Source organism: Curtobacterium sp. ABR8 (assembly GCF_057812125.1).
The window spans coordinates 2536060-2548324 of the sequence record NZ_CM173818.1; the positions used below are offsets into that span (position 1 = coordinate 2536060).

8 protein-coding genes are annotated in these 12265 nt (G+C 73.3%); 3 read left to right on the top strand and 5 right to left on the bottom strand.

The genetic code is table 11. The annotated features are described in order from the left end of the window. The first annotated feature begins 13 nt into the window (after positions 1 to 13). From ACXKZB_RS12085 to ACXKZB_RS12095, 3 genes are read left to right on the top strand one after another with little or no spacing between them, the layout of a single operon-like run. Positions 14 to 928 carry a beta-1,6-N-acetylglucosaminyltransferase gene (locus ACXKZB_RS12085; protein WP_123312253.1) on the top strand — a complete coding sequence of 305 codons (915 nt, stop codon included), beginning with the start codon at positions 14 to 16 and terminating at the stop codon, positions 926 to 928. Then, on the top strand, positions 925 to 2469 hold the full coding sequence (locus tag ACXKZB_RS12090) for a lipopolysaccharide biosynthesis protein (protein ID WP_488823279.1): 1545 nt from the start codon (positions 925 to 927) through the stop codon (positions 2467 to 2469). The genes ACXKZB_RS12085 and ACXKZB_RS12090 overlap by 4 nt, the downstream gene beginning before the upstream one ends. Then, complete coding sequence (locus tag ACXKZB_RS12095) at positions 2466 to 3647, top strand: glycosyltransferase family 4 protein (RefSeq protein WP_488823280.1); 1182 nt, start codon at positions 2466 to 2468, stop codon at positions 3645 to 3647. The genes ACXKZB_RS12090 and ACXKZB_RS12095 overlap by 4 nt, the downstream gene beginning before the upstream one ends. Positions 3648 to 3714: 67 nt before the next feature. Here the strand turns inward: ACXKZB_RS12095 and ACXKZB_RS12100 are convergent, their stop codons facing one another. From ACXKZB_RS12100 to ACXKZB_RS12120, 5 genes are read right to left on the bottom strand one after another with little or no spacing between them, the layout of a single operon-like run. Further along, complete coding sequence (locus ACXKZB_RS12100) at positions 3715 to 4734, bottom strand: glycoside hydrolase family 16 protein (protein WP_488823281.1); 1020 nt, start codon at positions 4732 to 4734, stop codon at positions 3715 to 3717. After that, entirely contained in the window at positions 4719 to 6677 is a 1959-nt protein-coding gene (locus ACXKZB_RS12105; protein ID WP_488823282.1) for a DUF7402 domain-containing protein, read from the bottom strand. Before ACXKZB_RS12105 ends, ACXKZB_RS12100 begins: the two co-directional genes overlap by 16 nt. Next, positions 6664 to 10218: a glycosyltransferase gene (locus ACXKZB_RS12110; protein ID WP_488823283.1), complete on the bottom strand. Its 3555-nt coding sequence runs from the start codon at positions 10216 to 10218 to the stop codon at positions 6664 to 6666. The genes ACXKZB_RS12105 and ACXKZB_RS12110 overlap by 14 nt, the downstream gene beginning before the upstream one ends. Further along, entirely contained in the window at positions 10215 to 11177 is a 963-nt protein-coding gene (locus ACXKZB_RS12115) for a glycosyltransferase family 2 protein (RefSeq protein ID WP_123312247.1), read from the bottom strand. Before ACXKZB_RS12115 ends, ACXKZB_RS12110 begins: the two co-directional genes overlap by 4 nt. Continuing rightward, positions 11174 to 12103: a glycosyltransferase family 2 protein gene (locus ACXKZB_RS12120; protein ID WP_222657962.1), complete on the bottom strand. Its 930-nt coding sequence runs from the start codon at positions 12101 to 12103 to the stop codon at positions 11174 to 11176. Before ACXKZB_RS12120 ends, ACXKZB_RS12115 begins: the two co-directional genes overlap by 4 nt. Positions 12104 to 12265: the final 162 nt, after the last annotated feature.

Here is a 12265-nt window from a genome sequence, read left to right on the forward strand (position 1 = left end):
TAGCGTCGCGGACATGGCCATCACTCCCACGCCGCTCGCGTGCATCGTCCTCGCCCACGAGGACCCGACGCACGTCCGTCGGCTCGTGGCGGCGCTCGACCCGTTCCCGGTGTTCCTGCACTGCGACGCGAGCACCGACGACGACGCGTTCGAGGCGATGACCGCCGGCCTGCCCGAACGGGTGCACGTGCTGCCGCGGATGCGCACCGGATGGGCGAAGTGGGAGAACGTCGCGGCCGAGGTCGCCGGCTACCGCGCCGCCCTGTCCGGGACCGACGCCACGCACGTGGCCCTGCTGACGGGCAGCGACTACCCGTTGGCCGACGCCGAGGAGATCTCGGCGCTCCTGGCGGCGAACCCCGGCCGGTCGTTCGTCGAGGCGAAGCCGCTGCCGCACCCCGCGTGGGGTCGGGACGGCGGTCGGTCGCGCGTGCGGTTCCGGCACTGGGCGTGGCGGAAGCACATGCTGCGCCTGCCGATCCCCCGACGCGTCCCGCGTGACGTCGTGTTCGGCGGCGGCTCGCAGCTCAAGGTCCTGGCCCGCCACCACGCGCAGGGCGTCGTCGACGTGTTCGACCAGCGCCCCGACCTGGTGGCGTTCTGGGAGCGCGTGTGGATCGGCGACGAGACCTTCGTGCCGTCGGTCCTGCTGACCCCGGAGTTCACCCCGGACTTCGCGGACGCCCACGCAGCGCAGCCGCTCTGGTGGATCGGGTGGGACGGCACGAAGCAGAAGAGCCCGCCGTGGCTCGGCATCGAGGACGCCGGCAGGTTGTTGGAGCGTCGCACGTCGGCCGACCAGTCGACCCCGTACGTGTTCGCCCGCAAGTTCTCGACGTCGCGCAGCACCGACCTGCTCGACGTGGTCGACGCGACGTTCGGGCTCCGCACGTCCGCCGACGACCAGCCGGTGGTGGTGGCGCAGTGACCGTCCCCCAGACCCGACGCGAGGCCCGTGCGGCCGAGGCGGCTGCGCTCGCGGCACAACCCGACGACGACGAGCTCGAGGCGTCCGTGCAGCCGGCGGCCCCCGGCGCGCTGTCCACCGACACGGACTCGATCGCCGTCGCACGCGGCTCGTCCGTCCTGTTCGGCCGTGGCCTGCTCTACGTGGTCGTCTGGTCGATGCAGCTCGTCGTGAGCTCGCTGATCTCCCCCGTGCTCGCACACCTGATGCCGCCGGCCGAGTTCGGCGTGCTGGCCTCGGCGATCGCGCTGTACCAGGCCCTGGTGGTCGTGGCCGTGTGCGGCATCGACCAGGCATCGGTGCTGCAGCGCGCCGAGGACGGCGACGACCGGCGTGCCCGCGGCCTGGTGTTCGTCGGCATGGTCACCGCGGTCACCGTCACCGTGTTCGCCCTCGTGTCGATCCCGCTCTGGGGCGACGCCGCGGGCTTCGTCGACCAGCACCCGCTGCTGCTGGTCGCCGTGCTCTGGACCGGACCCGCCGCGATCGTGCAGCTGTCCCTCGCGCTGCTCGTCGCCCAGGACCGCATCCGCGTGTTCGCCGTGACGAGCCTGCTGTCGTCCGTCGGCGGGTCGATCATCGGCCTCGGGCTGCTCGCCGCCGTGCACGCAGACGCCACCACGTACGCGTGGGGCGGGGTCGTGGCGCAGGGCGCCGCGATGGTGATCGGCATCGTCGCCACGAAGCCGCGGTTCCGCGGTCTGTTCGACCACCGCACCACGGTCCGGGCGTTCAAGCTCGGTGTCCCGATCGCGCTCGGCAGCCTGTCGTACTTCGTCCTGAACGCCGGTGACCGGCTCGTCGTGCAGCGCCTCCTCGGTGCAGACGAAGTCGCCCGCTACCAGATCGCCTACGTCGTCGGCTCCGCGGTCATCCTGCTGCTGACCTTCACGAACCAGGCCTGGGCGCCGCACTTCGCCGCCCTCCGCGACGCCGTGGCCCGCCGCCGGCTCGCGATGCACGCCCGCGACGAGCTCTACATGCTGCTCGCGCCCGTGCTCGTCGCGGTCACCCTCGTGTCGCCGGTGGCGCTGCCGATCCTGGCGCCGGCGTCGTACCGCGTCGAGTCCCTCACCGTCGTCGTCTTCGTGGTCGCGTTGACCGCGTTCCCGGTGGTCGCGAGCGGTGCGACCGGCCGGCTCCTGCTGGTCGAGCGCCGCGGGGTGACGGTCGGCGTGATCGGTGCCGTCGCCGGCGTCGTGAACATCGCGGCGAACCTGGTGCTGGTGCCCCTGACCGGCATCGTCGGCGCGGGCATCGCCACGGTCATCGCCTACGCCGTCCTCGCCGCGCTGCAGCAGGCCGCCCTGCCGGACCGCCGCGAGTGGCGCGGTCCCCGACGCCGGGTGCTGCTGGCCATCGCGATCGCGATCGTCGTCGCCGCGGCCTCGCTCCTCCCGCCGCAGGACCTGGCCTGGAACATCGTCCGCGTCGTCGGCGTCGCCGCGTGCCTGCCCTGGTTCTTCCGTCGCCTGAAACTCGCTCGCGGAGGATCCGCATGACCCGTCCCACCTCCCGTCCGCTGCGTGTCGTCGTCGCCACCAACGGACTCGCCATCACCGGCGGCGTCGAACGGTGCGTCGTCGAGGACGTCGGCGAGCTCGTCGCGGCCGGCCACGACGTCGAGGTGTGGCACCGAGCCGGCGCGGACGGCGACCCGGACGCGGGCCGCGCGGTGTTCGACCAGCTCGGTGTCCGACTGCGTCACGCCCGCGACTACCGCTTCGGCATCCGCTCCGCCACGACGGACGTGCTGCGCTTCGTCCGCGAGGGCCTGCGCCTCCGCCGGTCGCGTCCTGACGTCCTGTGGCTGAACCGTCCGGAGTTCCTGCCGTGGGGCCGCGTCGTGTCGTTCGTGTCCGGCGTCCCCCTGGCCGTGCACCTGCACCACGCCCCGAACTACCGTCGGCTCGGCCCGTTCGCGGGGGGCCGGACCCGGTACCTCGCGGTCTCCGCGGCGATGGCACGTGCCTGGACCGCCGTCGGTGCTCCGCCGGACCGGGTCGACGTGGTCCCGAACGGCGTCGACACCACGGCGTTCCCCGCCGCCACCGCTGCGAGCACGCGAAGCGCGCGCACGGTGCTCGGCCTCGACCAGGACCGCCCCGTGGTGCTGTACTACGGTCGGCTCACGCGGTCGAAGGGCGTGCTGGCCCTCCTGGAGGCATGGGGTCGCGTCCACGCGTCGGCCCGCGTCCTCGTCGGGCCCGGCACACCGCCCGCCCCGGCTCCGGTGCTCGTCCTGGCCGGTGCCCTGTACCCGGAGGACGCCCCCGCCGTGCACCGCGCGATCGCCGCGCTGCCCGACGGTGCCGTCGTCGTGGTGCCCGAGCGGGACGACGTCGTCCCGCTGCTGCACGCCGCGGACGTCGTGGTGGCACCCTCCATCGAGCCCGAGGGGTTCGGCCGCGTGGTCGTCGAGGCGATGTCCACCGGACGCCCCGTCGTCGCGGCGGCGTCCGGCGGCACGGCCGAGATCCTGAGTGGCGAGTGGGCACGCTTCACCGTCGATCCGACCGAGACCGCAGCGCTGGCCGACACGGTCATCGAGGCGTTGCACGCCGCCGAGGCCGAACCGGGGCTGGCGGACCGGTGCCGTGCCTGGGTGCGGGACCGGTACGGCCGGGAGCGACACGTCGCGGCGCTGCTCCGGGCGCTCGAGGCGCACGCGAAGCACTGAAGAACGACGACGACGACCCGAGCGGTGCCGACGACCACGTCGGCACCGCTCGGTCGTTCGGCACCGCTCAGTCGTTCGGGACCGTCGTCTCGGTGTCGTCCGGCAGCGACGCGCTCGGCTCGGCACCGTCCGCCGGCACGTCGATCGTCATCCAGTCGATGAGGAGCGACCCGGCGGCGTCCGCCGGCGGGTTCCCGGCGTTCGACCCGGCCTGCACCACCAGGTGCATCCGAGCCGTCGGGATGTTCTCCGTCGTGGTGCCGACGACCTCGTCGTCGACCAGGAACGACATCCGGTCGGCGGTCCACTCGATCGTGTAGGTGTGCCAGTCCTTGAGCGACGCATCGGTCTGCTGGTGGATGCACTTCTCGGCGGGGTCCGCCAGGCAGTGCACGTTGAGCCACGCGGGTGCGCCGAGCGCTCCCTCGGGGAAGTCGATCTCGCCGTCGGACCACAGGTTCTCGTCGCTCCAGAGCAGCACCGCGACGCCGTAGCCGTCGACCTCGTCGCTCCGCATCCGGATGCTGTACCGGCCGGCGGTCTGCCCGCCCCACTGGCCGTCGACGAGCGGCACGACACCGCCCGCCAGCGGCACCCCGGCGCGGGTGGTGCGCAGCCGCACGTCGAGTACGCCGTCGTGCGTCGACAGGGTGGACGCCTGGTAGCGTCCCGTCCCGGCGGTGTCGGCGAACCCGTGGTAGGCGACGAACCGGTCCGAGTACCGGGACTCGAAGGTCCGGTTCGTGGCGGCGTCGGCGAAGTCCTCGCCGAACACCCGGGTCCACCCCTCCGGCTCGGAGCTCGGCATCGAGACGCCGCTCGGGTCGTCGAGGGTCACGTCGTCACCGTTCGCCGTGGTGGTCGCGGTCGTGGTACCGGCGACGATGCCGGCAGCCACGAGCAGGGCGCCGGCCGCGAACGCGGTCCGGCGGGTGCCGGCGCGCCGCGACGGCCGGTGCCGGGACAGGCCACGACCGTGTGCCGGTGGGGCGCCGTGGGCCGACGCCGCGTCGTCGGCGACGTGTTCCGACCACGTGGGGCGGGCCTCCTGGCCGTCGCCCTGCTCGTCGGTCACCCGGTCGTCCACGCGCGGACCTCGGAGAGTCCGACGTTGCCCGTGCTGTCCGAGACGCCCGTCACCGTGAACCGCACCCAGGTGACGTCACGCGGGGTGAAGTCGACCGTCAGGGCGTCGCCGCCGTTCGGCAGGGTGCCGACCGCGACCTGGCTGCCGTCCGAGAACGTCAGGGTGCCGCCGGTGACCTGGTCGGCGCTGTTCGGGCGGTCGTGGAGCACGATCCGGCCGAGCCGCTGCGAGGCGGCCCAGTCGAGCTGGATCCAGACCCCGGTCCGGCCCCACGGGGCGACCCACTCGGCCGTCGTGTTGTCGGGGTAGCCCGACACCACACCGTCCACCGCCTTGGCGACGGTCTGCCCGGTGGACTGGTCGTCCCACGCGGCGGTCGGGGTGGCCGACCCGGTGACGTCCGACAGCGTCGGCGTCGGCGCCGGGGTGGGCGTCGGCGTCGGGGTGGGCGTCGGCGTCGGCGTGGGCGTCGGCGTCGGCGTGGGCGTCGTGTCCGCCGGCCGGAAGGCCCGGATCTCGGCGAGGCCGACGTTCCGGGTCGTGCCGCTGACCGAACCGACCGTGAAGCGCACCCAGCTGACCTGCCGGGCGCTGAACGTGACGCGTTGCACGGCGCCGCCGTTGTCGAGCGACGGGACCGCGACGCTCGAACCGTCGGAGAACGTCAGCGTGCCGCCGGTGACCTGGTCGTCGCCGTTCGGACGGTCGGCGAGGTCGATCTCGTGCAGGGTCGTGCCGGCTGCCCAGCCCAGCTGGATCCAGGTGCCGACGCCGCCCCACGGAGCCGCCCACTCGGCGGTCGGGGCGTCGGGGTACCCGCTCACCACACCGTCGACGGCCTTGACGGCCGTCTGGCCGTCCGCCGGGTTCTCGGCGCTCGCGGTGACGGTCGCACCGGCGGTGACGTCGGTGCCCTGCGCGGGCAGCGGTTCGGTCGGGTCGGTGGGGTCGGTCGGGGGCTCGGCCGACGAGCCGACGGCGTACTGCCGGCTCAGCCAGGAGCCCTCCGGGCGCGATGCGCAGGCGGACGTGGAACCGCAGGTCTCACCGTCGTACGCGGCGTAGGCGAAGAACGCGGCCGCCTTCGCGGCGGTCTGCGCGGCGCTGAGGTTCGCGGGGCGGTTCGCGATCGGGTACCCGAGGTACCCGGTGAAGGTGTGGGCCGCGGTGTACGTCGCCTGGGCCTCGTCGGCGAGGTAGGCGACGGTGTGGTGGTCGCTGTGGTCGCCGTCGCCGTACGTGCCGCCGTGGTCGAGGGTGTGGATCTCGGTGGGCGCGTACCCGGTGACGAGCCCGGCGAAGGTCGCGCGCAGGGACGTCAGCGAGTACGACGTCGGCTGCGACGCCCCGTCCACGGTGTGCATCGTCGGGATGTGACCCTCGTAGAGCTTCTCGAGGCTCTCGTCGTCGGTGGCCGCGAAGCCCGACCCGTCGATGTTCCCGTCCGGCAGCTCGAGGAACACGAGGCTGAGCTCGGGATGCGTCGCCAGTGTCTCCGTGCGCAGGGTCTTCCCGGCCACGACGACCTGACCGGTGGTCCAGTCCGCGTCGACGCCGGCGATCTCGGCGTACGAGGCCATCAGGCCGTCCTCACGGGCCTGCCAGTACCAGGCGGGCTTGCCGGCGTCGCCCGCCGTCACGACGACGGAGCGGACGCACTTGCCCGCGTCGACGTCGGCGCGCAGTTCGGTGCCCGAGAAGAGCAGGTCGTCGTCGGCGTGCGCCACCATCGTGAGCACCCGGCCGGCGCTGCAGTCCGCACCGGCGGCGGCCCCCGACGCCGACGACTGTCCGGTCGTGGTGTCGGCGAGCGCCGCTCCACCGGTCGCGGTGAGCGTCGGGACGACGAACGCCACGAGGCCGAGCACCGCCGCGGCGGACGCGGCGCCGATGCGCCGCGTCCGCCGGGAGGTCCGGACCGTGTCGTGCTCAGTTCGTGGCATGTGCCAGCCCTTCCGGGGTCAGTTCGTAGACGGCGGTGGTGCCGGAGCCGAAGACGCGCTTCCAGTAGGGCGAGTCGGCCATCGCGGCCGCGAGCTCCTGGTAGTCGGCGTCGGTCTGGTAGCCGTAGCGCTCGTCGTAGGCGCCGAACGGCTCGGCGACCAGGGCGTAGTACTTCGTCGCCGGCCAGTCGAGGACGAACTGGCGGGTCATCGTGGACACGTCGGCTTCGGCGTCGTAGCCCTGCGGCTCCGGGTACGCCCCGAGGACCTCGCGGGACAGTGCCCCGACGTCGAAGTAGCGGGCGCCGGTGTTGCTCGGGACGGCGTTGGCCGACCCGGTGAGCAGCATCATCGAACCCTTCGGCGCGGTGGAGTCGTAGAACTGCGTCGCCGCCGACTGGCTGCGCGTCGGGACGCGGTTCCAGTCCAGGGCGGTCTGGCCGAAGGCGCCGACCCCGACCATCGCGGCCACCGCAGCTGCGGCGACGACGACCTGGACGGCCGTGGGTCGCATCGTGCGGGTGAGGAGGCGACCGACGGGAGCCAACCGGCCGCTGGGCATCGGGAGCCCCGCAGCCAGGATCGCGATCCACGGTGTGGCGAACAGCACGACGCGGAAGATGCCCTCCTGGCCGTAGTTCGTCGCGACGAGCAGCGAGATCGGGCTCGCGGCCGTGGCCAGCAGCCCCCAGTGCACGCGGTCCCGGCGCATCAGCACCGTTATCACGGCGACGAGGCCGAGCACCACGAGCGCTGCTGCGGGGATGTCGAACGCGAGCCGGGTGACGAGCGGCTTCGGCAGGACGGTCATGTCGTGCGACGGCGGCTGCACGTTGTCGAGCACCTTGCCGACAGCCCCGAGGGACAGGAACTTCCCCAGGATGTCGTCGTTCAGCAGGGCGAAGCCGACGGCCGGCACGAGCACCACGATCGGGAGCCACCAGGGTCGGAGCAGCCGGAACACGATGAGCGTCACGAGTGCGGCGACCGTCAGGTACGGCGAGATCTGGTGGGTGACGACCAGCACGATCCCGATCAGGGTGATGGCGATGATCCGGGACAGGCCCACGCGGCGTGCCCGCAGCACGGTCGAGCGGACGCCGTCGGCAGCGGTCGCGGCGGTGCGTCGCAGCGGGCCGACGGCCAGCACGAGGATCACCAGGGACATCAGGATGCCCACCGACTGCGGCGAGAAGTACGTCGTGTTGAGCGAGCCGGTCATCGCGGTCAGGAACGCCGCGATCCAGGGGCGACGGTTGCCCGGCAGCCAGTTGGCGGCGAGGACCCCGACGGCGATCGTCGTGCTGAAGGCCAGCAGGACGGGGACCCACGCGGCGATGGTCATCGCGTTGTCGATCCCGCCGACGTCCGCGACCCAGGCGCCGCCGGCGAACAGCCCGGACCACGTCTGGAAGATGTCGGCGGCCGGGTTCGTCGAGCCCCAGCGTCGGATGTACTCGAGCACGCCGATGTGGCGGGCGGCCGCCATGACGGTGGGCATGCCGTAGGTGATGGCCTGCGCGAGCTGGATCGACCCACCGAGCACGACGACCGGGATCGCGAGTCCGCGGCCGCGCACCAGGGCGACGACGGCAGCGGCGACGACGATCGCCAGTCCGACGACCAGGCCGGGGCCGAGCGAGCCGAACAGCCCGTCCGGCACCGGGTCGCCGATGTGCGTGAGCGCAGCGACGACGATGACGAGCAGCCCGACGACCGAGCCGGCCGTGACGGTGTGGGTGGTGGTCCAGCGGCGAGCGGTGGCCCCCTCGGCGACCGGCGCGAGGCGTGCCCGCTGCAGTTCGGCGACGTCCCGCGGCACGGCGACGGCGAGGGCGACCGCGGTGAGCACGACGACACCGACGAACGGTGCGGTGGGGTTCCAGAGCTGGAAGGTCGCCATCGTGTAGCCGATGCCGACCGTCCCGACGAGCGACGCCGTGACCGCGAAGACGCTGAACCGGGCCAACGGCATCGGGCGGACGAGCAGCAGCGGGGCGACGCCGAGCAGCGCGAAGAGGTACACGCCGATCGCACTCCCCCGCAGGACCGGGAGTCCGGCGAGCGCCGCGACCCCGGCGACGAGGAGCGTCAGGACGACGATCGCCGCTGCGGTGAGCCGCGCGACCGGGCTCATGGCGTCCACCGCGACCGGGCGGGCCGGACCGGCCGAGGCCAGGCCGTGCCGGAGCTCGTGACGGCCGCGGGCGTTCCGGTCGATGGTGCCGCCGCCGCGCAGCCGTTCGGTGAGTGCGAGGAACGGCGCCGCCAGGACCGAGCGACGCTCGACCCCGCGCAGTCGCCGCCGGGTGGCTGCGAACTCGGTGTCGACCGCGTCCGGGACGCGGTCCTCGCCGGTGCCGGGCTGGTCGCCGGCGATGTCCGTCACGCGGTCGCCCTGCTCGAGGCCGAGTCGCGCGAAGGCGCTGAGCGCCTCTGGCGCTGCGTCCACCGATGCGGTGAGCGACTCGCGGTCGATGGCGTTCTTGGTCATCCAGGCTCCGAGTCCGTGGCCGTGCGCGGCAGCGGCAGCGCGGAGCGACGCGACGTCGTCCGCCGATCGCTGCCACGCGATGGCGGCCGGTTCGACGGCGATCGCGGATCCGGCGAACAACAGTCGTGTGAAGAGGTCGAGGTCGTCGCCGGCGCCGACGCGGGTCCCCGGTCCGAAGGCGGTGTCGAAGCCGCCGATCCGGAGCGCGGTCGCACGGTGCACGGCGAGGTTGTCACCGGTGCCGTAGGCAGCGGCGGCGAAGGGGTGGTGCGGGGGTGCGTCGTCGGTGTCGTCGAGGCGGAACACCCGACGGCGGACGGTCCGGCCGGCCGCGGTGCGGTCGTCGTGCCAGCGCTGCGCGGGGGTGCGCAGTTCGGCGCTCGGGACGAGTCCGGTGACGCAGGCGACGTCGGGGTCCGCGGCGAACGCTCCGGCGAGCGCGGCGACCCAGTCGCCGTCCACGACGGCACCCTCGGCGACGAACGCGACGACGTCGCCGCTCGCTGCGAGGAGTCCGGCGTTGCGGGCGGCGGCGAGGCCACCGGCCGGCGCGGCGATCGTGGTGACGCGGCGTCCGCCGATCGCGACCGTCGCGGCGCCGCTGTCGTCGGCGCCGTGCGAGACGACGACGACGTCGAAGTCGGGGTACTCGTTGGCGAGCACCGACCGCATGGTGGTGCCGGCGGCACCGTCCGTGCAGAGCACCACGGTGACGGACGGCAGCACCAGACCTGCTGCCGGCCGACGCTCGGGCACCGGCATCGGCCGGATCGCGCGCTGGAGGGTCCGGACGTCGATGGTCCCGCCGATGCGGCGACGTTCGGTGATGTCCGCCTCGACGAAGCCGAGGGGTTCGCCGTGGTCGCGGACGAGCAGTCGAGCGCGCCGGTAGCCCGCGGCGCCCTCGAGTGCGACCACGTCACGGTGGCTGGACGCGTGCACGTCGGCTCGGTCGACCTCGCCGACCCACAGGGCGCCGTCCCACGTCGGGGACAGCGGGCCGGTCACGATCGGCGAGATGACCATCGCCAGGGTCGCGCGGGTCACCTCGTGCCCACCGGCTGTGCGACCGGCACGGTGGCCGGGGTGCGGACGACGACGCCGCCGAGGACACGGCCGACGGCGTAGCCGGTGACGGTCGACGCGACGGAGAGCACGATCGCGAAGGCGCGCAGGGCGCCGCCGCGGCCGATGTGCCGCAGTTCGCGCAGCACCGCTCCGGGGATGACCTTGGTCAGGTACGTCGACTCGCTGGCGAGCGAGTCACCCGTGCCGACGCGGCGGCTCAGGACGGCCTTCGAGATGCCCTCGTAGTAGCTGCGGCGACGCAGGTACCGCATCGTCACGCGGTCCGGGGACACCCGGTGCGAGACGTTCGACCGGGGTTCGTGGCGGATGCGCGCACCCGGACGGGCCTGGGCGATGCGGATGCAGAGTTCGGTCTCCTCGCAGCCGAGCGGCTGGTTGCCGACGCGGCCGATGCCGGAGCGGAAGCCGCCGGCGAGCATGATCGCGTCACGGCGGAAGGCCATGCTCGACCCGATGACGTTGCGCACGTCGCCGGGGGTCTCCGGCAGGCCCCGGTACGAGCAGCCGACGATCCAGAGGAGCTCGTCCGCGTAGGGGCCGGCACCGGTGGCGGTGGGCCAGGACGGGGTGGCCCGACCGCCGACGCCGACGACGTCGGGGTCCTCGAGTGCGGTGAGCATGTGGCCGAGCCAGTCCGGGTCGGCCGTGGCGTCGTCGTCCAGGAACGCGACGACGTCGGCGTCGGTGAGGGCGACGCCGGTGTTGCGGGCGCCGGACAGGCCGCGGTCCTCGGTGTTCGGGACGACGCGGAGCTCGGGCCAGCGTGCAGCGGCGCGGGCGAGGAGCTCGGGCTCGTGGTCGATCACGACGACGACCTCGGGGGCCTCGGGCTGGCGCTTGGCGGACTCGACGCTGTCCTGCAGGTCACCCCAGCGCTGCTGGGTGTACGCGCAGATGACGACCGCGACGGTCGTCACGCGACTTCCTCCTCGAGGCTGGCGACGGCGGCGACGGGTGCGCCGACCGGGGCGTGCCCGGCCGCGTGGACCGTCGCGTGCGCTGCAGCCGGGGCTGCGTGCGGCGCCGCGGCGTGCGGCGCGGCGGCCAGCTGCTCGGCCGGCGGCACGACGCTCATGGCGGCACGGCGGACCTCGGAGCGGCCGATCGCGGCGCGGCGACGCTCGTGCATGATCGACTTCAGCACACGGATGCCGTCGGTCACGGCGTTGAGGTTGCTGGAGCCGTGCACGCGGAGCTTCTCGTGGCTGGGGACCTCGGTGATCGCGAGCTCGGCGGCCGACCAGCGGCAGGTGAGCACGGTCTCGATCTCGAACCCGTCGCCCCACAGCATCGAGCCGTCGGTCGGCTTCGGCAGCTCGGAGGACAGCAAGCCGATCTCCGGCAGGACGTCCGCCCAGAAGGCGTTGTAGCCGTAGCAGAGGTCGCTGTAGCGGGTGCCGAGGATGATGTTGCAGAGCATGTTCAGACCGCGGTTGCCGAGGTTGCGGACGATCGTGATGTCGTCGCTGCCGCCACCGAGCGAGTAGCGGGTGCCCTTCGCGACGTCGGCGCCCTCGACGAGTGCCTGCACGAAGCGCGGGATCTCGTCGGGGTCGGCGGAGCAGTCGGCGTCGAACATGACGACGACGTCGCCGGTGACGGCCTCGAACCCGCAGGCGAGGGCGTTGCCCTTGCCCTTGCGGGTCTGGTGGACGACGCGGATGTCGGGCATCACGCGCTGCGCGGCGGCGATGGTGTCGTCGACGGAGTTGCCGTCGACCAGGATCACCTCGTACACCGGCGGGAGCTTCGGCAGGATGATCTCGAGGTTTCGGGCCTCGTTCCGCGCCGGGATGACGACGGAGACCCTCGGGTCTGCAGGGCGAACGGTACGTGCGGGCATGGGCGCGGTCCTGTCGGGTCAGGGTTGCTGTCGGGTTGTGGCTCGTGTGACGAGCGGCGCGTCCTCGGATGACGCATCGACGACGGTGACCGTCGTCGGTCGAGCAGCGGGACGCGGGTACGACGCCGCCGGCTTCGCAGGTGAGTGGGTACTCTCCCCCGC

Excerpts from the sequence above, each read along its gene's own strand:
- ACXKZB_RS12095 (WP_488823280.1), top strand. The coding sequence starts at position 2,466 with ATGACCCGTCCCACCTCCCGTCCGCTGCGTGTCGTCGTCGCCACCAAC.
- ACXKZB_RS12120 (WP_222657962.1), bottom strand. The coding sequence starts at position 12,103 with ATGCCCGCACGTACCGTTCGCCCTGCAGACCCGAGGGTCTCCGTCGTC.
- ACXKZB_RS12085 (WP_123312253.1), top strand. The coding sequence starts at position 14 with ATGGCCATCACTCCCACGCCGCTCGCGTGCATCGTCCTCGCCCACGAG.
- ACXKZB_RS12105 (WP_488823282.1), bottom strand. The coding sequence starts at position 6,677 with ATGCCACGAACTGAGCACGACACGGTCCGGACCTCCCGGCGGACGCGG.